Source organism: Jannaschia sp. W003 (genome assembly GCF_025144335.1).
Classification (GTDB): domain Bacteria; phylum Pseudomonadota; class Alphaproteobacteria; order Rhodobacterales; family Rhodobacteraceae; genus Jannaschia.
Genome location: NZ_CP083545.1, coordinates 1 through 22,590, shown reverse-complemented (window position 1 = coordinate 22,590; position 22,590 = coordinate 1). Strand labels below are relative to the sequence as shown.

General features: G+C 70.9%; 17 protein-coding genes. 11 read left to right on the top strand and 6 right to left on the bottom strand.

The window, feature by feature from the left end; all coding sequences use genetic code 11:
• Window positions 1-3 precede the first annotated feature (3 nt).
• Together K3554_RS16640 and K3554_RS16635 are read right to left on the bottom strand one after the other, a co-directional pair.
• Entirely contained in the window at window positions 4-1,614 is a 1,611-nt protein-coding gene (locus K3554_RS16640) for a Wzz/FepE/Etk N-terminal domain-containing protein (protein ID WP_259946302.1), read from the bottom strand.
• The gene (locus tag K3554_RS16635) at window positions 1,607-2,539 is read right to left on the bottom strand and encodes an ExeA family protein (RefSeq protein WP_259946300.1); all 933 of its coding nucleotides are present in this window, start codon (window positions 2,537-2,539) and stop codon (window positions 1,607-1,609) included. Before K3554_RS16635 ends, K3554_RS16640 begins: the two co-directional genes overlap by 8 nt.
• Window positions 2,540-3,000: 461 nt before the next feature.
• On the opposite strand from K3554_RS16635, the gene K3554_RS16630 reads away from it, so the two are divergent.
• The 11 genes from K3554_RS16630 to K3554_RS16580 all read left to right on the top strand — a co-directional run bounded on the left by K3554_RS16630 (window position 3,001) and on the right by K3554_RS16580 (window position 19,175).
• Window positions 3,001-3,708 (top strand): sugar transferase, encoded by a 708-nt coding sequence (locus K3554_RS16630; protein ID WP_259946297.1) that lies wholly within the window; start codon window positions 3,001-3,003, stop codon window positions 3,706-3,708.
• Between the two features lie 54 nt (window positions 3,709-3,762).
• Window positions 3,763-6,351, top strand: a complete 2,589-nt coding sequence (locus tag K3554_RS16625; protein WP_259946294.1) for a tetratricopeptide repeat protein — start codon at window positions 3,763-3,765, stop codon at window positions 6,349-6,351.
• Between the two features lie 99 nt (window positions 6,352-6,450).
• Entirely contained in the window at window positions 6,451-7,098 is a 648-nt protein-coding gene (locus K3554_RS16620; protein ID WP_259946292.1) for a polysaccharide biosynthesis/export family protein, read from the top strand.
• The gene (locus tag K3554_RS16615; RefSeq protein ID WP_259946290.1) at window positions 7,098-8,420 is read left to right on the top strand and encodes a hypothetical protein; all 1,323 of its coding nucleotides are present in this window, start codon (window positions 7,098-7,100) and stop codon (window positions 8,418-8,420) included. The genes K3554_RS16620 and K3554_RS16615 overlap by 1 nt, the downstream gene beginning before the upstream one ends.
• Before the next feature lie 13 nt (window positions 8,421-8,433).
• On the top strand, window positions 8,434-9,063 hold the full coding sequence (locus K3554_RS16610) for a rhomboid family intramembrane serine protease (RefSeq protein ID WP_259946288.1): 630 nt from the start codon (window positions 8,434-8,436) through the stop codon (window positions 9,061-9,063).
• Window positions 9,064-9,127: 64 nt separating this feature from the next.
• Window positions 9,128-9,334, top strand: coding sequence for a hypothetical protein (locus tag K3554_RS16605; RefSeq protein WP_259946286.1), 207 nt, complete (start codon window positions 9,128-9,130; stop codon window positions 9,332-9,334).
• Between the two features lie 427 nt (window positions 9,335-9,761).
• Window positions 9,762-10,982: a VPLPA-CTERM sorting domain-containing protein gene (locus tag K3554_RS16600; protein ID WP_259946285.1), complete on the top strand. Its 1,221-nt coding sequence runs from the start codon at window positions 9,762-9,764 to the stop codon at window positions 10,980-10,982.
• Window positions 10,983-11,157: 175 nt separating this feature from the next.
• Entirely contained in the window at window positions 11,158-13,578 is a 2,421-nt protein-coding gene (locus K3554_RS16595; protein WP_259946283.1) for a tetratricopeptide repeat protein, read from the top strand.
• A 431-nt stretch (window positions 13,579-14,009) separates the two neighbouring features.
• On the top strand, window positions 14,010-14,639 hold the full coding sequence (locus K3554_RS16590; protein WP_259946281.1) for a VPLPA-CTERM sorting domain-containing protein: 630 nt from the start codon (window positions 14,010-14,012) through the stop codon (window positions 14,637-14,639).
• Between the two features lie 506 nt (window positions 14,640-15,145).
• On the top strand, window positions 15,146-17,560 hold the full coding sequence (locus K3554_RS16585; RefSeq protein ID WP_259946279.1) for a vanadium-dependent haloperoxidase: 2,415 nt from the start codon (window positions 15,146-15,148) through the stop codon (window positions 17,558-17,560).
• Between the two features lie 109 nt (window positions 17,561-17,669).
• Complete coding sequence (locus K3554_RS16580) at window positions 17,670-19,175, top strand: AMP-binding protein (RefSeq protein ID WP_259946277.1); 1,506 nt, start codon at window positions 17,670-17,672, stop codon at window positions 19,173-19,175.
• 27 nt (window positions 19,176-19,202) lie between these two features.
• Here K3554_RS16580 and kduD read toward each other — a convergent pair whose 3' ends face one another.
• Genes kduD through K3554_RS16560 form a run of 4 tightly spaced genes read right to left on the bottom strand, consistent with a single transcriptional unit; the run spans window position 19,203 to window position 22,381 of the window.
• Entirely contained in the window at window positions 19,203-19,952 is a 750-nt protein-coding gene (gene kduD, locus K3554_RS16575) for a 2-dehydro-3-deoxy-D-gluconate 5-dehydrogenase KduD (protein ID WP_259946275.1), read from the bottom strand.
• Entirely contained in the window at window positions 19,949-20,272 is a 324-nt protein-coding gene (locus tag K3554_RS16570) for a cupin domain-containing protein (RefSeq protein WP_259946273.1), read from the bottom strand. The genes kduD and K3554_RS16570 overlap by 4 nt, the downstream gene beginning before the upstream one ends.
• Window positions 20,273-20,301: 29 nt before the next feature.
• Window positions 20,302-21,663, bottom strand: a complete 1,362-nt coding sequence (locus K3554_RS16565) for an MATE family efflux transporter (protein ID WP_259946270.1) — start codon at window positions 21,661-21,663, stop codon at window positions 20,302-20,304.
• A gap of 28 nt (window positions 21,664-21,691) precedes the next feature.
• Window positions 21,692-22,381: a GntR family transcriptional regulator gene (locus K3554_RS16560; RefSeq protein ID WP_259946268.1), complete on the bottom strand. Its 690-nt coding sequence runs from the start codon at window positions 22,379-22,381 to the stop codon at window positions 21,692-21,694.
• Window positions 22,382-22,590: the final 209 nt, after the last annotated feature.

The following is a 22,590-nucleotide window of genomic DNA, read 5'->3' as shown; positions in this document are numbered from 1 at the left end:
CTCTCAAGCACCTCCGGAGGTAATCGATTTCAGCCCTGCCCGGAGGCGATCGATCGGCAGCCGATCGATCAGGCGCTCGGCCAGCAGGTCGATCGGCATGTAGTAGGTATGCACCGCCCACAGACCCACGGGGATCGCGATCAGGACGACGAGGAAGGCCGATGCGATCTTCGCGCGCCACAGCCGGACCTCGCCGCGGGTGCGGATGTAGGGCAGCACGCCGATCGGCATGATCTCCATCTTGCGGCTGATCTCGACCGGGCGCCGGACAGACCCGTTGAGAAGCTCCAGCAGCGCGACGAGGGCCAGCCCCGCCAAGAGGCCGCCGCCGACGCCCGCCGTGACCAGCCGGCCCCGGTCGGGGCTGACCGGACGCGCCGGTGGGGTGGCCTGTTCGATCACCGTGATCCGCTCGCCCTTCGACAGCGCCTCGATCATGTCGCCGGTCTCGGCGCGGGCGCGGTTGGAGATCGCGAGGTCGTACTGGCGGCGCACGTTCTCGTAGTCGCGGCGCAGCGTCTCGATGGCGATCGCGTTGGCCGGAGTGGCGGCGATCGCCTCCTGCAACTGCTCGACCTGCTCCGCGAGCGCTACCCGCTGTTCGGCCAGATCCTCCATCTCTCGCGCAAGATCGGCCATCTGGATCTCGTACGGGCTGAGCGGATCGGCCCCCTCCCCGGCCGAAGCGTCCGATCCGAGCGCGGCCGCCTGCTGATCGGCGATGACCGATTCGAGCCCGGCGATGCGGTTGCGCAGCACCCGCATCCGCGGATTCTCGTCGGACAGGGTGGCACTCAGGGTGCGGTATTCCCGCTGCAGCTCCAGCAGCTCCTGCTCCTCTGCGGTCTCCGGCTGTCCGACCGCGGGCCCGAGTTGCCCCGTCGCCTCGTAGATCCGGGTCAGGTCGTCGCCCCGCTGGCGCGCGGCCGCCAGATCCCGGTCGATCTGGATGATCCGGTCCTGGAGCGTGGTGAGCTGCAGCCGGCGGAACTCCATGTTCTCGGGCAGCGCCTCCTTGTTCGCATTCTGGAATGCGACGATCTGGGCGCTGCGCTCCTCGAGCTCGCGGTTCAGCCGCTCGACCTCCTGCTCGAAGAACTCAAGCGTCTGACCGGAGACCCCCGTCCGCATCCGGACGTCCTCCTGCAGGATCAGAGTGACCACCTCGTTGGCCACCGCCGCGGCCATGTCCGGGCGCGAGGCGGTGAAACCCACGTTGACCAGCGTGACCTGCGCCTCTCCGCGGCGACCGCCGCCGTCGATGCGGATGGTGATCCGCCGGCGCATGTCGCTAACGATCTCGTCGGGCTGCAGGGCCCCGGAGCCCTGACCCGCGTAGACGCGCAGCCGGTCGGCCATGTCGAGCAGGTTGTCCCGGGTCAGGATACGCCGCTCGATGATCTGGAGCTGCTCGACGGCCCGCGTCTGCACCGTGGATGCGGCGAGGCTGTCGGGAATCTGCTCGGATTCGACCACGAGCTGCGCTCCGGCCCGGTAGACCGGCGGCAGGATCGACGCCAGCGTCACGCCCGTCACCGTTCCCAGCGCCAGGAAGAAGAGCACGTAGTGCAGGCGCTTCAGGAGAAGGAAGAGGTAGAACTTGAGATCAGCCATCGCGGCCTTCCTCCGGTGTCACGCGGGGATCGACGAGCCGCAGGATCTCGCGGTCGTCCGGTTTCGCATCGGCGGGGGCCTGCGCGGGATCCGCGCCGCCTCCGAAGAAGACGCCCTCGTCGAGCACCTGCTGCACGAGGTCTTCCGAGATCCAGGTCGCGCCCTCGATCGAGCCATAGAGCAGGGCGAAGTCGCAGAGCTGGTTGATCAGCCGCGGGACGCCCCTGGTGCGTTCGTGGATCAGGTTGCAGGCCTCGGCCGAGAACAGATCGGCGGCGCCGCCCACGGTGGTCACGCGGTGCGCGATGTACTCCCGCACGTCCGCGGCGGACAACGCCTTCAGGTGGTAGCTGACCGACACGCGCTGCGCGAACTGCGTGAGGTCCGGGCGGCGGACCGTGTCGCGCAGCTCCGGCTGGCCCACGAGGATGAGCTGCAGGATCTCGTCCTTGCCCGAGTTGATGTTGGTGTACATGCGCAGCTCTTCGAGCGCGCTCACGCTCAGGACCTGGGCCTCGTCGAAGATGAGGATGACCCGGCGCCCTGCGGCGTACTCGTCAAGGAGGAAGGTCTGGAGCTGGGCGAAGAGGTCGACATAGGGCTTGTCGGCCGGGGCCGGCTGATCGAAGGCGTGAAGCACCCAGCGGAGCAGCTGGTCATGGTTTCCCTGCGCATTGGAAACCAGACCGACCCGGACCTCCTCCTCGATCGTGCCGAGCAAGTAATGCAGCAACGTCGTCTTGCCCGCCCCCACCTCGCCGGTCAGCAGCGTGATCGGCGCACGGGTAACCAACCCGTATTCGAGGATGGTGAAGGCCGACTGATGGCCCTTCGCCCAGAACATGAAAGCCGGATCGGGCGGCAGAAGGAACGGCCGTTCCGTCAGCCCGTAGTGCGAGCAGTAGATGTCGGGACTGCTGGACATTGCTTCCGCTTCACGTCGCTTCGCCGAGCATCCGGCGCCGCGGGGCGGTCCGGATCCGTCGTCGAGGGCGGGACACGACCGCCCCGGGTTCGGACCTGCTGCTAGCGGTCCGGACGGCCCGCGGCAAGCCGGGCCCCACGGCGCGGCGCGAATCACTTCGCCACAGTTCGGGACGCACTTTTGAGCATGTGGGGAACAATGCGCCGCGAGGTAAGGCATTGTGTAAACGGGCGAAACTGCCTTAGCCGTCGGCGATGCCCGTGCCGGCTGCGAACCGCCGAATTTCGCCTCACAGTCCTGAATATGGGCCTTTACCTGGCGAAATCGGGGCTACCTCGCATGGACGAGCCGGAACAAGCTAGTTAAACGTTGCCCCCGGGGCACGTCGTTACGTCCAGGGTGGGAATTTCATGAACGTTCAGATCGATGACAACCTTCAATCCGTGCGTTCCGTATCCATGATGGCCGTTCCCGTAGGCGCCGCAGTCCAGGCGGAGGCACCGCGTCGCAGCTTCCGCAGCTCCTTCGTGGCTGCCACGCCCCGGCTGCCCCGCGTGCGGTCGAAGATGTACCGGGACCGCGTCAAGCGCGGGGTGGACCTCTTCCTGATCCTTCTCATGGCGCCCTTCGCGGTGCCGCTGATCGGGTTGCTCGCGGCCTGGGTGGCGCGCGACGGCGGAAAGCCCTTCTACTCGCAGGAACGCATCGGCCGCGGCGGGCAGGTCTACCGCATCTGGAAGCTTCGGACGATGGTTCCGGACGCGGACAGGCACCTCGAGGCCTGCCTGCGGGCCGACCCGCAGATGCGCGCGGAATGGAACCGCAAGCAGAAGCTCCTGAACGATCCCCGGATCACCCGCACAGGCCGCCTGCTGCGCAAGACCTCGCTCGACGAGCTGCCGCAGCTCTGGAACGTGTTCCTCGGCGAGATGAGCCTCGTGGGTCCGCGCCCCATGATGGTATTCCAAGAAGTCATGTATCCGGGCAGCGACTACTACGACCTCCGTCCGGGCATCACCGGTCTGTGGCAGATCTCTGAACGGAATGCGTCGAGCTTCAGCGACCGCGCCAAGTTCGACACGGTCTACAACCGCACGCTGTCGCTCGCCGTCGACATCGGCATCCTCCTTGCTACGGTAAGGGTGGTGATGCGCGGGACGGGCCACTAGAACCCCGGGCTCCGGCTTGCCGAACGGCGGCGACGGCAACCTAGAGCGAACACAATGACCAAACAGATCAAGACGTCCGCTTCGAAGGCGTCTCCGCGCGCTGCGCTGAAGGCTCGGTCGAGCCTTCTGGTCCTCGGATTGGCGTGCGGCCTGACCCTCGCCGGGTGCCAGAGCGCCGAGGAGAAGGCGGACGCCTTCTTCGCGTCCGGTCAGGAGCTGCGCGCCGAGGGCGACGCCGACCGCGCCATCGTCGAGTTCCGCAACGTCTTCCGCTACGACGAATCCCACCAGGAGGCGCGCCGCGCCTTGGCGGAGATCCTCCTCGCGCAGGGCGACCTCGGCCGGGCGTACCGGCAGTACCTGCGCCTCTCCGAATTCCATCCCGCCGATCTCGACGCGCGCGGCGCGCTGGCGGTGATCGCCATGGAGGCCGGTGACTGGGAGGAGGCGCGCCGCCACGGCACGCGGGTCGTCGAGGCAGAGCCCGATTCGGTTCGGGCGCGGACGATCGACCTCGGCCTGCGCTATCGGGAGGCCTCGCTCATCGACGACGCCGAGGCCAAGGCCGCGGCCGCCGAGGAGGCCGAGGCGCTGCTGGCGGAGGCGCCCCAGACCGTCACGCTCTGGCAGATCGTGATCACCGAGCGCACCGCGACCGACCCCGACGCGGGGCTGGACGGCCTCGACCGGCTGATCGAGTTGCGGCCCGCGGAGTTGGAGTACTGGACCGCCAAGCTGCGCCTGCTGACCTCGCTGGACCGCATCGAGGAGGCGCGCGCGCATCTCGACGCCCTCCAAGTCGCCTTCCCGGACGATGCCGAGGCCACGCAGCTCTTGGTCGCTTGGTATCTCAACCAGGGCGAGAACGACGCCGCCATCGCCGCGCTGCGCCGCGATGCGGGCGACGACACCGGCAATCCCCTCGACCATGCCGTGGTGATCGACCTGATCCGCCAGCTCCAGGGGCCCGACGCCGCGGTCGCGGAGATCGAGCGTCTGATCGCGGCGAACGCCAAGAACCCGGCCAACGTCGCGCACTACCGCGGGCTGCGCGCGACGGAGATGCTGCGGCGGGGCGAGCGCGCGGCCGCGGAGGCCGAGCTTCGCGAGGTGGTCGCCGAGACCGACCTTCCCGGACGTCTTCTGTGGATCAAGGCGCTGCTGGCCGACCTGTTGCGGACCGACGGGAACGAGGAGGAGGCCGGAGTGCTGGTCGAGGAGATCCTCGCCCGCGACGCCACCAACGTGGACGCGCTGAAGCTGCGCGGCACGATGCTGATCTCGAGCGATCGCCCCGACGAGGCCATCGTCGACCTGCGCCGGGCCCTCGACCAGAACCCCCGCGACAGCGGCGTGCTGCTGCTGCTGGCCGAGGCGCACCAGCGGGCCGGCAGCCCCGAGCTCATGGGCGAGCGCCTCGCCGCGGCCGTCGAGGTGTCCGGGAACGGGGTACCGGAGACGCTGCGCTACGTCGCCTTCCTGATCTCGCAGGGGCGCGTCGCTGCGGCGCGCTCGCTTCTGACCGAGACCCGGCGCGCTCACCCTCAGGACGTCTCCCTGCTGACGCAGGTCGGACGTTTCGCGCTCCGCGAGAACGACCTCGGCCTCGTGCAGGGCGTGGTCCGCGACCTCGATTCGATCGAGAGCCCGGAAGCCGCCGAGGTGGCCGACGTGCTGCGCAGCGCCGTCCTTCTGCAGCAGAACCGCAGCGAGGAGGGGATCGAGCTGCTGACCCGGCAGGCGGGCGAGGCCGGCCAGAACGCGCAGGCGGTGCTGGCGGTGATCGTGGCTTGGGCCCAGTCCGGCCAGCCCGAGCAGGGCCGCCTCTACCTCGACAGGCTGCGCGCCGAATCGCCCGACGATCTGGAGCTGCGCCTCGTAGACGGAGCCCTCTCGCTCAGCGAGGGCGCGACCGAGCGCAGCGAGGAACTGATGCGCGGCATCATCGAGGACGCGGTCGACTCCCCCCAGGCGGTCGGAGCCATGCGTTCGCTCTTCGAACAGCTCCTGGCCGCGGACCGCGACGCGGAGGTGGGCGAGTTGCTCGACGCGACGCTCGCCGCGCAGCCCGAGAACCGGACCCTCCTCCTGCTGCGTGCCGCCTTCCTGGAACGGCAGGACCGGATACCGGAGGCGATCGAGATCTACGAGGACCTCTACGAGCGCGATTCGTCGGACGTCCTCGTGGCCAACAACCTCGCCAGCCTTCTGGCCGCATACCGCATGGACGCCGAGAGCGGGGAGCGCGCGACGCGGATCGCGCAGCGCCTGCGCGGCACGACGGTGCCCCAGTTCCAGGACACCTACGGCTGGATCGCCTACCGCAACGGGCGCTTCGAGGATGCCGTGGCCTATCTCGAACCGGCCGCCGCCGAGCTGCGCGACGACCCCGTGGTCCAGTACCACGTCGGCATGACCTACCGGGCCCTCGGCCGCGACCGGGAGGCGGCGGACACGCTCCGGCGCGCCCTGGAGATGGCGGGGGACGCCGGGTTGCCGCAGATGGACGAGGCGCGCGAGGCCCTCGCGGAGGTGGAGGCTCGGGCCGCTGCGGACGCGGCCCCGGCCGGTGCGCCCGAGACGGGCGAAGCGGCACCCGGGTCGGCGGAACCGCTGCCCGAGGGCAACGCTACGAGCAACTGAAGCCCGCGGATCGGCGTCCGCGGTTGCGACTCGTGGATCGCTGCCCTCATGGTCCTCGCTGAAGGGGCCTGAACGGCACCGCTAGGAAGGAGGCCCACCATGATGCATCGCCTGATTGCCCGCTGCCGCGCGTCCATTCTGCTCGCCCTCGTGCTGCTGATGCCGGCCGCCATCGCATCGGCCCAAGGCCGCTACGTGATCGGCGCCGGCGACGTGCTGCAGGTCGAGGTGCTGGAGGACGAGTCCCTCAGCCGCACCGTCCTCGTCACGCCCAGCGGCGAAATCTCGCTGCCGCTCGCGGGCTCGGTCCAGGCCGGCGGCCAGACGTTGAGTGCGGTACAGGAGATGCTGCGCCAGCGGCTCGCGCCCAACTTCGCCGAGCCGCCCACCGTGTTCGTGGCCCTGTCGCGCGAGGCGATCGACCCGCCGGTCATCCCCGGCCCGGCCCCCACGCCGCCCGCGCCCATCCTCCTGGACATCTTCGCCCTGGGCGAGGTCGGCAACCGGGGCCAGATCCAGGTCGAGCCCGGCACGACCATCCTGCAGGCCTTCGCGCTGATGGGCGGCTTCACGCCCTTCGCGGCCTCGGACCGCATCCAGCTGCGCCGGCGCGACCCGATCACCGGCGTGGAGCGGATCTACCCCCTGCGCTACAGCGCGATCATCAGCGGGCGCAGCCCCAACGGAAGCGCGCGGCTGGTCGACGGCGACGTCTTCGTGGTCCCCACCCGGAAGCTGTTTGAGTGATGACGGAGCCGTTCCGGCCCGTCCGCAGCGCGCGCGCCGCCCGGACGCCGGCGGCCTCCGTGCGCGGCGCGGCCGCCGCGGGGCTCGCCCTCGCGGCCGCGGCTTTGGCAGCCGCCGCGCCGGTCCTCGCGCAGGACGGCCCCGCGCGCGAGTTGACCGTCGGGCTGAGCACCGGCCTCGCCGGAAACACCAACCGCCGCCTCGAGGCGGACGGCGGCAGCGGCAGCGTTGCCGCCACCGCGGGCCTGTCCTTCGCCTTCCGGGACGCGACGCCGCTCCAGTCGATCACCGTCACCGGCGATACGGGGCTGCGCTACTCCCGCGGGTCCGACGCCGACGAGGACGCGAACGGCTTCACCGATCCCTCGATCGGCTTCGCCTACCAGCGTGCGGTGCCCGACACCGCGTTCGCCGCCAGCGGCTCCCTGCGGCGCTCGCAGGTGGACTTCCTGGAGCCGATCGACGCCTTCCTCCTCGATCCCGACGACCCGCTCTTCGATCCCGAGGATCTGACGCGGTCCCTGCAGGAGGGGACGCGCCTGTCCTTCAGCCTTCAGGCCGACGCCGAGTTCCGGCGCACCGCGCCCTTCGGCTTCGACCTGTCGGCGGGCGTGAGCGGGACGCGCTACGACGACCTCACCGGCAGCGACCTCGTGGACACCGACCGGACCCGCGTGGGCGTGGGACTGCGGTTCCAGCTCGACCCGGTGACGCTGGCGCGCGTGGGACTGAACCACTCCACCATCGAGACCGACGACGGCACGGAGGCGCGCGACACCTCCTCGGTGACCGGCAGCATCTCCCGCGAGTTCCCGCTGGGACAGGTCGGGCTGCAGGCAAGCTACAGCGACACGGAGGAAGGCCAGCGCACCCGCCTGTCCGCCACCGCCGCGCGCCAGAGCGTGACCTGGGACCTCTCGGGCAGCCTCGGGCTCGCCCAGGATTCGAACGACGATCTGACCGTGGTGGGCGGACTGCGCGCGCAGCGCGAGTTCGAGGCCAGCCAGGTCGGCCTTGCCGTGGATCGCTCCGTGCGCACGGGCGACGACGCGGAGATCACCGTCACCGCGCTGTCGGCCGACTACGGCCGCAGCCTGACGCCGACCACCTCGCTGGCGACCGACGCCGCCTGGGTCCGCACGACCGACTCCGACGACACGGCCGACGCGATCCGTCTCGGCCTGAGCCTCAACCGGTCCCTAACCGAGGACTGGTCCCTGTCCACCGGGGTCACCCACCGCATCAAGGACAACAGCAGCGGCCGCGCCCAGGACACCGCTCTGACCCTTGGCCTGCGCCGCGAGTTCTCCTTCATCCCCTGACGGGATCCGAACCATGAGAAGGCTTCCGGTCAGCATCGCCCTGGCCGCCACCTGCGTCGCAGTCGAGGCGGTGCTCTGGACCGGCGAGATGGGGTGGTGGGGACCGGCGGCCGAGGGCCTGCGGAACGCCGCGATCTGGCTCGGCGCGCTCTGGCCCGCCCTGCTGCGGGGCGAGGTCGCGCCGATCTATCCCGGGCAGTCGGCGGTGATGCTGCTGTCCTATCCGTTCGTGCACGCCGGCCCCGGCCACATGGCGGGCAACGTCGTCGTGCTGGTCTGGGCGGGCCTCCAGCTGGAGCGGGTTCTGGGCGGGATCCAGGTCCTGGTGCTGTGGGTCGTGGCGGCGTCCTGGGGCGCGATCCCGATGCTCCTGTCGGACGAGACGGCCCCGGTAGTGGGCGCCTCGGGCGCGCTGTTCGGCCTGCTCGGCGCCTGGATCGGAGTGCTGATCCACGATCCCCGCCGGCGGCGCGCCGTCCTGCGGGTCGGGCTCCTGGTCGTCGGCGTGGGTATCCTGCTGCCCGTGATCCTTCCCGAACTCACCGGCCCGATGGCGTGGCTGGTCCACGGCGGGGGCCTGGTGACCGGACTGATCTACGGGGTCGTGGCGGGAAAGGGCACCAGGGACGAGTTCCTGCCTTAATTGTTTCTCAATCTCTTCCTAGCATTTTTGAAAGAGGGTCGAAGGTTCGGAACAGGGGAACGGAATGCTGGCAACGTCATTACTGATGGGCATCGTGTCGGGGCTGACCAGCATGGTCGTCGCCCTGGCCTCGGGCATGGGAGTGCTCACCAGCCTCCTGATCTACCCCGCCAGCGGCCTCGCGGGCATGCTGCTGACGATCCTCCTGATCCTCGCCGCGCGCCAGCTGCCGCAGCTGGCCCCCGCCCCGCTGCCGCGCACCCTCCCCTGACGTCGGCGACCGGGCACGATCCCTCCTCCATCATCACGGCATCTTCCGCGCTGCGTGTCCTTCCGATCTGCCATCGAAAGGCCTGCGCCGGACACCACGGTCATCGAGGCGCAAACGTCGTCACCGACGCCGATCTTCGTAGGCAGATGAGCTACGCCGTTTCGAATCACTCCTTCGAAGCGAACGGCGGAACCAAAGGCGGTTCGAACTACCGGAAGCGAGGCGGAAGGCCTGGACGCCGCGTGGTTTGACGACGAAACCGCAACGATCGACGCCTGAGACCCGGTTTGTTCCCCGTTGCCGGACTTGCGCGCGCGTTCTCGACAAAATTCTTTGAGCATTACGCAAAGTAAGGCTACGCTACGTCACGTCGCGGCGGTCTGCCGGTCGTCCTTCTGCGAACCAAGTCCTTACTAGTGGGGAAAATATGTCATTTCGAATCAATCTGGCGGGCCTTGCCCTGGCAGCATCCGCAACCCTCGGCTTCGCTTCAACGGCCGATGCGAGCCACGGCCGTGGCGCAGCGATGGTTCCGTCGGTCAGTGCGAACGGTGTTCTCACCCTCGACATGGTCAGCTTCTGGCGGCAGGGCACGACCGTCTGCAGCTTTCCGAGCGATTGCATCTCGGCGAGCGTGACGGGTCCGAGCGGCTTCCAAGGGGGCGTCGGCGGCGGCGTCGGAGCCAACTCGGGCGGCGAGTCACTCGACAACGCCGATAGCCGTCGCAGTGAGGTGCGGCAGGTCGATACGCTGCAACTCACTCAAGGTGCCGGCCTGTACACCATCGACTTCAGCGGCTGCTGCTGGGTCGGTGGGGTCGAAGGACTGAACTCCAGCTCCTATGGTACGCGATCGACGATCTTCTGGGATGGTCAGACCGCCAACGCGCCGATCCTCTTCGACTTGGAGAACATCCAGCAGGAGGTGGTGCGCGGTCAGAACTACTCCGACAACGTCGACGCGACGTCCGGCAACGGTCTCGCGCTGTCTTACGCTGCGACCACCGCGAGCGGCCTTACCGGCGTTGCCTCGGGTCCGGACACCTATTCGATCGATGCCAATGGGACGATCACGATCGCCGCGGGCGACCAGGCCCTCGGGACCGGAACCTACGACATCAACGACAACAACTTCGAGCCGGGCGCCGACCACGCCTTCGAAGGCACCATCGCCAATGCCGACGGCAGCTCGATCGAGTTCTACTGGGTGTTCGACGGGGTGGAGGACGACGGCACCAACAACCTCGCCCCGCAGGTCGACGACCTCGTGGTCACCGTCGTGGCCGGCACCACGCTCAACCAGGTCATTACAGCGACCGACCCCAACTCGGGCGACACGCTCACGCTCGACCTGATCAGCTTCGACGGCGCGGGTGGCACCTTCCCGGGCGGGCTGAGCGGCGCATCGCCCCTGTCGGGCAACTTCTCGTGGGACTCCACCGGCACCAGCGCCGGCGACAGCTTCCTCGCCCTGTTCGAAGCCTCCGACGGATCGCTCACGGACCGCGGCTCGCTGCGCATCAACGTGATCGCCGGAGGCGGCACCTCGCCCGTGCCGCTCCCCGCGGCCGGCTTCCTGCTGCTGGGCGGCATCGCCAGCCTCGGGGGCCTTGGCGCGATGCGCCGGCGGTCGAAGCCGAAGGCGTGATGCCCCGGCAGACGTGAACGCGGGGCAGGCCGGAGGAACACCGGCCTGCCCTTTCGCCTCCCCGCCGCCCCGATCCCGGCTTTCCCCCGCCCGGACCTTCGTTCAGTCTTCCCACATACCCAGTCTTTCCCCGCCCGGAGGCCGCCATTCCATGCCGCTCGCCCGTCGATTTCGCGTGACCCGCTTCGCCATCGCCCTGTCCGGCTCCCTGCTCCTCTCGACCGCCCTGCCCCTCTCGGCGGCGACGTTCGACGGCGACACCGCGCGCAGCTACACCGGCGACGTGACCGGCTGGCTCCTGCGCGACGACATGCTCGAGCGGTCCACGAGGGCCAGCGACCCCGAGGCACTGGCCGCCGTCGCCCGGCTCTTCCGCGAGGGGCACCCGCGGGCCAGCGTCGCGCTCCAGAACTACTTCGAGCGCCACCCCACGGACCCCGCCGCCTTCGACCTGTCGGGGCTGATCCTCCTGGGCGAGCAGAAGTACGACACGGCGCTGATCTCCTTCGACCGCGCTGCCGCGCTCGGGGCGGACGGACCCTGGTTCGACGTCAAGCACGGGCTCGCGCAGCTTCTAAGCGGGCATCGGGACGAGGGGGTCTCGCTTCTGGAGGACGCCATCGCGGCGGAGCCCGCGAACCCCCTCGCCCGCCGCTACCTCGCTTGGGCCGCCATGCAGGAGGGGAACCTGCCCCGCGCCATCGAGCATTCGCAGGTCGCCCTCTCGAGCTTCGGCGTGCCGCGTGGCACGGTGAACCGGGCGCATCTCGACCTCGCCAACCTCTATCGCCAGGCGCAGCGCCACGAGGACGTCCACACCCTGCTGCGGCCGACGATCGAGTCCCCGGACCCCGCGATGCCGCCCGAGCTGCTGCTCGAGGCGGCCGGACTCTTCTTCGAGGCCGCGTTCGAGCTTCGGGACGAGGCCGGGATGGATGCCGCCATGGCGCGGTTCTCGGCGCTCGGGCTCGAGGGCACGCCGCAGTTCCGCCTCGGGCAGGCCCGGACCGCGCTGGTCGCCGACCGCCCCGAGGAGGCGATCGAGATCATCGAGACCTTGCGCGCCCAGGAGCCTGACCTCGCGGCCAGCCTCGTGCCCGACCTCGCCCGCGCCGAAGCACGCGCGGGCCGCGTCGACGCGGCCGTGAGCCGGCTCGTGCAGCACGCCACCGCGGAGGACGGCCCTGGAAACGTCGCGGTTCTACGGGAGGCGGCGGCGCTCGTGCTCTCCGAAGGCACCCCGGAGGCGGCCGAGACGTTCGCCAGCACCCTCCTCGCACCGGAGAACGGGATCGAACTGCGCTATCTCGGCGCGGAGGTCCTCGCCCGCGCCGGCTTCACCGACCGCGCGCTGGGGGCGGCGCAGGCGCTCCGCTCGGCCGCGCCCGACGAGGGATCGGTGCACCGGCTGCTCGGGCTCGTCCTGTCGGAGCTGGGCCGCGGCGAGGAGGCGGCCGCGGCCCTGCGCGACGCCGTCGCCGCGAGCCCGGACGACGAGGAAGCCTGGCTGATGCTCGTGGGCGCGGTCCATGGCCACGACGGCTACACCCACGCCGCGGCGGGCGACTCCCACGGCGAGGTCATCGAGCTCCTGACCCGCGCGGTCGAGGCCAACCCCGACAGCGCCCGGCTGCGCACGGAGCTCGGACTCGTCCACCTCTCCGACGGCGATCTCGACGCGGCGGCATCCGCGATCGGGGCGGCGCTCGTGCGGTCGCCCGGTTACCTTCCCGCGCTCTCGCTCGGCGCCCTCGTGGAGGCGGATCGCGGCGCGGCGCTGGACAGGGCGGCGGAGCTGGCCGACCTGGCCGCGCTCCTGGCGCCCGAAAGCGCGATCGTCACCGACATCCAGGGCTGGATCGCCTACCGCCGGGGCGATGAGGAGGAAGCGGTGCGCCTCGTCGAGGCCGCTCTCGCGCGCGATCCCGAGGACACCACGACGCTCTACCATCGCGGCGTCCTCGCCGAGGCGCAGGGCGACGCGGATGCGGCGCGTGACCTCTACCTCCGGTCGCTGCGGCTGGGGGACATGTACCGCCACTACAGCGACGCGGCCCGCGCGGGACTCGCCCGTCTCGGATCCGCCGATGCGGTAACCGGCTCCGTGATCCGCCTCGGCGCCGCGGACGCTGGCGTGGAGGAGGTGCTCGGCACGGTGACCGTCACCCCGTCAGAGGAGGGCGTGCTCTTCGCCGCGCGGATCGCCGGGCTGCCCGAAGGGCCCAACGCGGTGCACGTGCACGAGAACCCTTCCTGCCGTCCCTCGGCGGAGGGCGTAGTCGGGGGCGAGGCCGGGCCGCACTACGGCCACGCGCACCGCCACATGGCGATGGCGGACGGAAGCGCCGAGACCGAGGGAAAGGGGATGGCGATGGCGGCCGTCTCCGGTGAGGCGATGACGGGCATGGACGCGACGGCGAAGCCTCGCGGCGATCTCGACCCGTTCGTGTTCGACGCCGGCGGCGAGACCGATGCGACCGTGGCCGCGCCGCAGCTCACCCTCGACGAGCTGCGCGGCCGGAGCCTGATGATCCACCAGGGGCCCGACGAGGACGGTCGGAGCGGACCCAAGATCGCCTGCGCGATCCTGCGATGATCGGCGGTTGGGAGGAATGGCGCAGGTCCCATTGTGCCAGATGTCTGATCTAGGCCAGCCCCGTGAAGTGGGGATTCGGAACGTCCCGGACTAGACGTCCAACCGTTCGGTTGGGCGTTCGGTCCTGTGGCTCTCGGGTCTATCCCACACCGGCAAATGCGAACGAGCGTGTGCGGTGGCTCCGGTCCCTATCTCACCAAGACAACATCACGGTCGCTGCGAGAAAGGGAATTCGGCACCCTTATCGGGGAAGACTCGAGGAGCGTTCGCCGCCCGGGAGCAGGACCGGAAACCGTCACGGCGATTGTGTCGAAAAACCGCCTACGATGCGACATGTTTACGGGGAAAATGTGTGCTACGGTCCGAGCCGGCGACGCGATTCGTTCCGTTGAACGATGCAGTCTCGTCAGAGGTAAGAGGGGGTTTCTTACATGTCAACAATCATTCCGGCCCGTTTCGGAAAGGTCGTCCTGGCTGCCGCGGTGGCGCTGTGGGGCGGCATGGCCGGCGCTGCGACGATCACGGTCAGCAACGGTCCGATCGAAGTCGACTGCTCGAACGACCGCTGCGAGGCGTTCTCCGGCGGGTCCATCACGGTGGGCACGCGGGGGCCGACCAACAACAAGGTCACCGGCGGCTCGGCCGGAACGCTCGGAAGCACCGGCGATCTCTACGAGATCGGCAACGCCAGTGAGGAGAACCAGAGCAAGGCGCTGAGCGTGCTCATCGATGGCACGCTGAACAACGCTCTGCCGTTCTCGCGGACGACGCCGAGCAACGGGACGTCGACGACCTTCTCGTCGCTGGCGCAGTTCGTCGTGTTCAAGATCGGCGGAGGTCAGAACCCCGGCGACAACCTGTTCGTGAAGCTGCTCGGCAACGGCCCCGTGCAGCTGACGTTTAGCAAGCTCTCGATCCCCGGCGCGACGGGTGGCGGTCTGAGCAGCTACACCGAGTACGGCGAGCGCCCGCCCGCCGTCCCGCTCCCCGCCGCGGGTCTGCTCCTGCTGAGCGGCCTCGGCGGCATGGCCCTGATGCGCCGCCGCCGCCAGCCCGCCTGAGCGCGCGGCACCGACGACCTGCGATGGGCCGGTCTCCATGTGAGGGGACCGGCCCGTTTCGTTTGCGCCCATGCTCCCACTTGGTTGCACACGAAGGGAAGCGCCCGAACGGGATCGTGGACCCCGCCTTTGCTAAGCAACTCCGTGGGCGCCTATGCCAAGGCGGAGCGTGGAACGCACACGCGCAAGCGCGAAGGCCGCGACCGTCGTTGGGCTGTGGGCTTGGATGGGCTTGAGCCGAACGAAAGTTGAGTTCGCTGCCGTCGCCCCCGGCCGGCAAAACCGGGCCGGCGGACGGCCACGGAACGCGACGATCCGTGCCTCTTCATGCTGCGAGACCGCTCGGGCGCCCCCCCCAGGGCACCGATCCGTTTACAGAACGGCTTTCCTGACGTAAGGTAAAGCCTTCCAAACCAATTGTCCCATCCGGCTCCCAGTCGCCGGTCGCATGCTTCTGCTGCGGCGCCGGGTGCGTGTTCGTGGCGATTTCGCGAAGGACGTCCCCCATGCTCGGCTTCGGCTTCTCCCGCGTTCCCGGCCTCTCCGACTGGATGCCATTCGACGGTCCCCCATCCCCGCGATCCGAGGCGTGGTGGCGCGACTGGCGCGGCCGGGACGAGACCCCGACTCGATCCGATGCGGCGGACGGCGAGGACGTGCGGCTCGGGTCCGGCGCGCAGACCTTCGTGCACGAGGGCGACCTCGGCCGCGTCACCGGCGGGTCCGGCCCGCAGACCGTGATGCTCGACGGGAGCGCGAAGCGGGTCTCGCTCGGGCGCGGCGACGATGCGCTGATCGCGGACCGGGTCGACGTCGTGAGGATGGGCCGCGGCGACGACTTCGTGTGGCTGGCCGGCGCGGAACGGATCTCGATGGGGCGCGGCGACGACGTGGTCGAGCTGGGCGGGGCGGCGCACCGGGTCGATCTCGGCCGCGGCGACGACACGATCATCTTCCGCCTCGGCGCGGAGATCGACACCGCGGGCGGCGCGTCGGCCCGTTCGGTCATCGACGGCGGCCGCGGCGAGGACCGCTTCGAGACCGACGCCGAGCTCGGGGCGTTCGACTTCGACGTGATGCAGAACGGCACCGTGATGATCCACGACCGGCTCACGGGCGCGACCACGGTGCTGCGGAACTTCGAGCACTTCGTGTTCGACGGGCGGGAGCTGACCGCCGCGGAGCTGCGGGCGCTGTTCGAGCGGGACGCGCCCGCCATCTTCGCCAGCCACGGCACCCAGAACGTGACCGTCAACGACGCCGATCCCGGCATCAATACGGTCTGGAACCGCACGGCGGTGGAGTCGGTGATGGAGACCGGCCTCGGGAGCGGTCCGACCGTGTCGTCCCGTGTCTACGCGCTGGTCCACACCGCCATCTACGATGCCTGGGCCGCCTTCGATCCGGATGCCATCCGCGTGGCCGAGGACGCGGGCGGCGACAACGAAGCCCTGCGCGCCGAGATCGAGGCGGCGGGCCTCGTGGGCGACGAGGCGGCGCAGGGCGAGGCCATGAGCTACGCCGCCCACGCCGTCCTGCGGGACCTCTTTCCGGCGCAGGAGGCGCTGCACGACCTCGTGCTGGTCGGACGCTATGGGCTGGTCCGGCCCGAGGCGGCGACGTCGCTGGCGGCGCGGATCGGGATGGACGCGGGCGCGGACCTGATCGCGGACCGCGCGGACGACGGGAGCAATCAGGCCGGGAACTACGCCGACACGTCCGGCTACGCCCCCGTCAACGCCGGCCCCGGAGCGGTCGTCGACATCACCCGCTGGACGCCCGAGAACGTGCCGGTCGACCCCGAGTCCGCGCTGCCGGTTGAGCAATCGTTCCTGACCCCGCACTGGGGCGGCGTGAGGGGCTTCTCGCTGGAGCAGGGCGGCCCGCTCCTTCAGCTGGAGCTGGCCCTGGCCGATCCGGCGATTCGGGCGAAGTACGCGGGCGTGGCCGATCTGGACGCGGCGCCCGAGCCGTTCTTCACGGATGCCTTCTCGGGCTCCGCGCTCGACATCGCGGCGCGCACGATCACCACCGCGGCCGCCTCCGACTTCGGGCCCGCGGGCACGGTCGTTCCGGTCACGAAGGCGCTGATCGGCGAGGTCGTGAACCCCGGCTTCATCGCCCAGGCCGAGGTCGTGCTGGCCTACTCGGCGAGCCTCGGCGACCCGGCGGGGGCGCCGCCCACGCTGAACGCGCCGGGCGGGGACGCGGGCAAGCTCTCGGCGGAGTTCTACGAGGACGCGCCGGGCACGGGATTTCCGCCGGGCACGGCCATGGCCCATGCCGAATTCGTCTCGGCACGCGACGCGCCGGGACTGGCCGAGGACGTGTTCCTGTTCTTCGCCGCCTCCAACGCCGTGTTCGACGCGGGCGTGGCCACTTGGGAGGCCAAGACCGCCTACGACTACGCCCGCCCCATCCGGGTGATCCGCGAATTGGGCGAGCTGGGGCTGATCGGCGAGGAGGGCATCGACCACAAGGGCGACGCGGGCCACGTGGTGCGCGCCTACATTCCCTCGATCGGCGAGACGGGCCTCGTCCTCGCCAGCGAGTGGACCACCTACCAGACGCCCGGCGGCGATCCCTCGCCGCCCTTCGCGGAGTACAGCTCCGGCCACTCCGCCTTCTCGGCGGCGGGCGCGGTGGTGATGCGGACCTTCACCGGCAGCGACGCGTTCGGCGGCTCGGTCCTGGTCCCCGCGGGCTCCGCCGCGATCGAGCCGGGCGTGACCCCGCAGGCCGACTTCGCGATCGAATGGGCCACCTGGTCGGACGCGGCCGACGCGGCAGGGCTGTCGCGCCTGTTCGGGGGCATCCACTTCGAGGAGGCCGACTTCCACGGCCGCGCCCTCGGCGAGTACGTCGGCCGGGGCGTCTACGAGCTGGCCCAGTCCTACTGGGACGGATCGCTGCTGGCCTGAGCGCCGCGCCGGGTCGGGCGCCGCGCCGCCGGTCGACAGGAATCGGGAAAGCCGATACCCGCGAGGGGACCGCGGGGCGGCCCGGCTCGCGCGTGGAGGAGCCCGCCCGATGACCAACACCCTCTTCGACGCCCTCGTCGCGCCCCACGCCGGCTCGGACGCGACCTTCCTGGAGTGCGACGACGGCACGACCGTATCCCGCGGCGCCTTCGTGCGCCGGGTGGCGCAGCTGGCCCACGTGCTGGCGGCGTCGGGCGTCGCGCCGGGGGACCGCGTGCTGGTGCAGGCGTCGAAGCATCCCGACACCCTCGCGCTCTACGGGGCGGCGCTGCAGGCGGGCGCGGTCCACCTGCCGCTCAACACGGCCTACACGGGCGCCGAGCTGCGCCACTTCGCCGAGGATGCGCGCCCCCGCGTGATGGTCTGCGACGAAACTGCGCGCGGGGCGGTCGCGCCGCTCGCGGAGGCAGTGGGCGCGCGGCTCCTGACGCTCGGGTCCGCGGGCGGCGGCGGCACCCTCGCGGAGGCCGCCGACGGGGCGCCGGACCGGTTCCGGACCGTGCCCCGGGGGCCGGACGACCTGGCCGCGCTGCTCTACACCTCGGGCACCACGGGGCGGTCCAAGGGGGCGATGCTGTCGCACCGCAACCTCCTGCAGAACGCCCGCGCCCTCACCGACCTGTGGGAGATCACGGACCGCGATCGGCTGATCCACGCCCTGCCCATCTTCCACACCCACGGCCTGTTCGTCGCGATCAACACCGCCCTCTTGGCCGGCGCGCGGGTCCGCCTGATGCGCGCCTTCGACGCGGAGGCGGTGCTGGCGGAACTGCCGCGCTCGACGCTCCTGATGGGGGTGCCGACCTACTACACCCGCCTGCTCGACGAGCCCGCGCTCACGCGCGAGCGCTGCGCCGCCATACGCCTGTTCGTGTCCGGCTCCGCGCCGCTCCTGGCCGAGACCCATGCCGCCTTCGAGCGGCGCACAGGCCACCGCATCCTCGAGCGCTACGGCATGACCGAGACCAACATGATCGCGTCGAACCCCCTGCACGGCGAGCGGATCGCCGGAACGGTCGGCTTCGCGCTGCCGGGCACCGAGGTGGTCGTCACCGATCCCGGGACCGGCGCCCCCCTGCCCGCGGGCGAGATCGGCATGATCGAGGTGCGCGGCGACGGCGTGTTCCGGGGCTACCTCAACCTGCCCGACAAGACGCGCGAGGAGTTGCGCGAGACGGGCTTCTTCGTGACCGGCGACCTCGGGGCGCTCGACGCGGAGGGGCGCCTGCGGATCGTGGGGCGGCAGAAGGACCTGATCATCACGGGCGGCCTCAACGTCTATCCCCGCGAGGTCGAGGACGCGATCGACGCGGCGCCGGGCGTGCGCGAGAGCGCCGTGTTCGGCGTGCCCGACCCCGACTTCGGCGAGAGCGTGGTGGCCGCCGTGGTGGCCGAGGCGGACGCGGCGCTCGACCTCGACGCGGTGGCGGAAACCGTGGCGGCATCGCTCGCGCGGTTCAAGCGCCCCCGGCGCTACGTCGTCCTGGACGCCCTGCCCCGCAACGCCATGGGCAAGGTGCAGAAGGCCGCGCTGCGCGCAGAGCATGGGGGATGAGGGGACGAGCCTGCCGCCCCCGGCGTCTCAGCGGGCCAGCCAGCCGCCGTCCACGGGCAGGGTCACGCCGGTCACGTAGCGGGCGCCGGGGCCGGCCAGGAAGGTGACCGCGCCGGCGATGTCCGCAGGCCGCGCCCATCGGCCCATGGGGATGCGCGCGAGGATGGCCTCGCGCCGCTCGGGGTCGTCGCGCAGCGCGGCGGTGTTGTTGGTCTCGACGTAGCCGGGCGCCACCGCGTTCACGGTGATGCCGTGGGGCGCCCACTCGTTGGCCAGCACCCGCGTCAGGCCCGCGAGCCCGCTCTTGGAGGCGGTGTAGCCCGCGACCCGGATGCCGCCCTGGAAGCTGAGCAGCGAGGCCACGTTGACGACCGCCCCCTCGCCCCCCGCCCGCAGGCGCGACCGCGCGAAGCTCTGGGCGAGGAAGAACGCGGCCTTGAGGTTCACGTCGAGCACCGCGTCCCAGTCCGCCTCGGTCATGTCCACGGCGTCGGCGCGGCGGATGATGCCGGCGTTGTTGACCAGCACGTCGACCGGCCCGTGCGCAGCCTCCGCCCCCTCGAACGCGGCGCGTGCCTCCGCCATCGTGCCGAGATCGGCAGGGACGGCGTGCCCCTGCCCGCCCGCCGCGGCGATGGCCGCCAAGGTCTCGTCCATCGCTGAGCGGCCCGCGCAGAGAACCTCTGCCCCGGCGGCGGCGAGGTCCACGGCGACAGCCTGCCCGATGCCAGTGTTGGCGCCCGTGACGAAGGCGCGCCGCCCCGCCAGCGCGCTCACGCGGGGTCCGGCGCGAAGTCGGCGCGGCGCGGCGCGAACACGTCGAGGAGCGTGCCCGCCTCGACGGCGGTGCAGCCGTGCACCGCGCCGCCCGGGATCACCACCGCGTCGCCCGGCCCGAGGCGGCGGGTCTCGCCCGCGATCTCGTAGTCGAACCGGCCCGAGGCCACGAAGCTCGACTGGAGGTGCGGGTGGTGGTGCAGTGCGCCCACGGCGCCCTGCTCGAAGCGGAACTCCACCACCATCATGCCGGGGTCGTCGGCCAGCACCCGGCGCCGCACGCCCTCGCCCGCCTCGACCCAGTCGCTCGAATTCCCCATCACACGCTCCTCCGGGCGCCCCGCGCCGCTCATATCTCCGCCCGCCCGCGCTTCCAGCCGCCTTGCAGGAGGCGCAGGTGGAACGGTGCCAGCTTCACCAGTTCCTCGGCCAGCACCAGCGAGAAGATCCAAGGCGCGGGCATCTCGAGCCACAGCACCATGACGGCGGTGGCGGGCACGCGGAACAGCCATTGCGACCAGACGAAGATGTGCATCACCCACACCGTCTCGCCGCCCGCCCGCAGGGTGTGGCCGCACATGGCGTTGGACCCCTTCGGGAAGGGCAGGAGCAGGAGGACCGGCAGGAAGGCCAGCAGGGTCGCGCGGGTCTCGCGCTCCAGGTCGTCGTAGAGCCGGTCCGACACGAGGCAGACCGCGAGGTAGATGAGCGCCACTAGGGCGGCGGCGGCGAAGGCCGCGCGCCAGGCGCCCAGGAGGAATCGGTCGAGCAGCGGCCCGGGCGCGTCGCGGCCCAGGAGCTGCGCCACGAGGATGCCCACGGCCTGCGCCCAGCTCATGCCCAGCGTGCCGGCCACGTGGACCCATGGCAGGATCAGCGTGAGCGCCGCGAACTCGTGGATCGGCAGGCGCGCGTAGATCAGCGTGCAGACGCTGGCCGCGGTGGTGGCACTGACGAAGGTGGCGGCGATGGGCAGCGAGAAGGCGAGGTGCCGGCGCAACGCAGCGGCGAGCGAGCCGCGCGACCAGCCGGGCACGTCGCGGAACCACCGCGTCGCATCATTGAAGCGCCACGCCAGGAACGCCGCCCGCAGGAGCGATCCCGTGGCGGTGCCCACGGCGGCGCCGGTCACGCCCAGTTCGGGCATGCCGGCGAGGCCGTGGATGAAGACGACGCTCACGCCGACGTTGACGGGGATCGCCAGCAGGTAGCTCGCGAACGGCACCTTCGTGCGCCCGCATCCGTTGAAGTAGCCCGAGAAGCACTCCGCCACCGCCTCCGCGAAGGCGGCCACCGCGAAGACCATCAGGTAGCGGTGCGCCTCGGCGGCGATGGCGGGCGACGGGGCGGCGGCGAGCAGCACCGCGCCGCCGAACAGCGCGATGGCGAGGATGCCGAGCGTGACCGTGGCGAGGTTCACGACGCCGGCGCAGCCCATCGCGGTCTTAAGCGCCAGCGGCTCGCCCGAGCCGAAGGCCTGCGCGGCGCGGATCTGCGCGGCGTTCGAGAAGGCGACCACCACGCCCATCAGCAGCCCGCCGATCGCGGCGGCGAGGCCCATGGCGGCGAGCGCCGTCTCGCCCAGGGGGGCGACCAGCAGAGCGTCCACGACAACGACGCCGTGGAGCATCACGGCCTTCGTGGTCAGCGGCCAGGCGAGGCGGAACACCGTGCCCACCGAAGGGGGCGCGAGGAATGTGGCGTCGGTCACGGGCGGCCGGCCCCCGCCGGCGGCAGCGTCAGTCGACGTCGTCGAAGTAGTTGCCGTTGCGCTCCTGGATGGCCTCGATGGTCGCATCGAGCCGCGCGAGGTGCTCCATGCCCGCGGCCACCGCCGCCTCGGCGTCGCCCGCCGCGACGGCCGCGGCCATCGCCTCGTGGTCGCGCACGAGCTGGGGCATCCGGTCCTCCTTGGAGAGGCCGAGCATGCACAGCCGGTCCACCTTGGCCTTCTCCTCGCGGATCACGTCGAAGGCGAAGGGCACGCCGGCGATCTCGCAGAGGGCACGGTGGAAGGCGTAGTCCAGATCGCCGAAGGCACCGTGGTCGTTGGCGCGCAGCACCGCATGCTGCTGCGCCAGCTCCGCCTGCAGGCGCAGGTTGCCCGCCTCGTCGCAGCGGGCCGCGGCGCGGCGCAGCACCTCGGACTCCACTGCGGCGCGCACGAAGCGCGCGCGCTCGATGGCGGCCATCGAGAAGCGCTTCACCTCGGTGGCCTTCTGGGGCCGGATCTGCAGCAGGTCCATGGAGGCCAGCCGCCCGAAGGCGTCGCGCACCGGCTGGCGCGAGACCCCGAAGCGCTCCGCGATCTCGGCCTCCGAGATGCGGGTGCCCGGCAGGAGGCGCAGCGAGGCGATCTCCTCGTAGAGATGCTCGGCGATCACGTCGACGCTGGTGCGGCGGTCCCCGATGTTCGTGGCATGCAGCATTCCGTGTCCCTCCCGGTCGGTTCGGCTCCGCAGCCCAAAGGCCCGCCCGCCCCGCGCCGGGGGCGAGAGTTAGCATCGGAAACCCAATTCTGCAATTGCGTTCATGTATTATCGCAGGGTGCGAACCACCCCGCACGGCGCTGGTTCCGCCTCGGATCCGCGGTTTCGGCGCCGCGACGGGACGCGTCAGGGCTCTCCGGCCCCGTTCC

Excerpts from the sequence above, each read along its gene's own strand:
- K3554_RS16640 (WP_259946302.1), bottom strand. The coding sequence starts at position 1,614 with ATGGCTGATCTCAAGTTCTACCTCTTCCTTCTCCTGAAGCGCCTGCAC.
- K3554_RS16635 (WP_259946300.1), bottom strand. The coding sequence starts at position 2,539 with ATGTCCAGCAGTCCCGACATCTACTGCTCGCACTACGGGCTGACGGAA.
- K3554_RS16630 (WP_259946297.1), top strand. The coding sequence starts at position 3,001 with ATGGCCGTTCCCGTAGGCGCCGCAGTCCAGGCGGAGGCACCGCGTCGC.
- K3554_RS16625 (WP_259946294.1), top strand. The coding sequence starts at position 3,763 with ATGACCAAACAGATCAAGACGTCCGCTTCGAAGGCGTCTCCGCGCGCT.
- K3554_RS16620 (WP_259946292.1), top strand. The coding sequence starts at position 6,451 with ATGATGCATCGCCTGATTGCCCGCTGCCGCGCGTCCATTCTGCTCGCC.
- K3554_RS16615 (WP_259946290.1), top strand. The coding sequence starts at position 7,098 with ATGACGGAGCCGTTCCGGCCCGTCCGCAGCGCGCGCGCCGCCCGGACG.
- K3554_RS16610 (WP_259946288.1), top strand. The coding sequence starts at position 8,434 with ATGAGAAGGCTTCCGGTCAGCATCGCCCTGGCCGCCACCTGCGTCGCA.
- K3554_RS16605 (WP_259946286.1), top strand. The coding sequence starts at position 9,128 with ATGCTGGCAACGTCATTACTGATGGGCATCGTGTCGGGGCTGACCAGC.
- K3554_RS16600 (WP_259946285.1), top strand. The coding sequence starts at position 9,762 with ATGTCATTTCGAATCAATCTGGCGGGCCTTGCCCTGGCAGCATCCGCA.
- K3554_RS16590 (WP_259946281.1), top strand. The coding sequence starts at position 14,010 with ATGTCAACAATCATTCCGGCCCGTTTCGGAAAGGTCGTCCTGGCTGCC.
- K3554_RS16585 (WP_259946279.1), top strand. The coding sequence starts at position 15,146 with ATGCTCGGCTTCGGCTTCTCCCGCGTTCCCGGCCTCTCCGACTGGATG.
- K3554_RS16580 (WP_259946277.1), top strand. The coding sequence starts at position 17,670 with ATGACCAACACCCTCTTCGACGCCCTCGTCGCGCCCCACGCCGGCTCG.
- K3554_RS16570 (WP_259946273.1), bottom strand. The coding sequence starts at position 20,272 with ATGGGGAATTCGAGCGACTGGGTCGAGGCGGGCGAGGGCGTGCGGCGC.
- K3554_RS16560 (WP_259946268.1), bottom strand. The coding sequence starts at position 22,381 with ATGCTGCATGCCACGAACATCGGGGACCGCCGCACCAGCGTCGACGTG.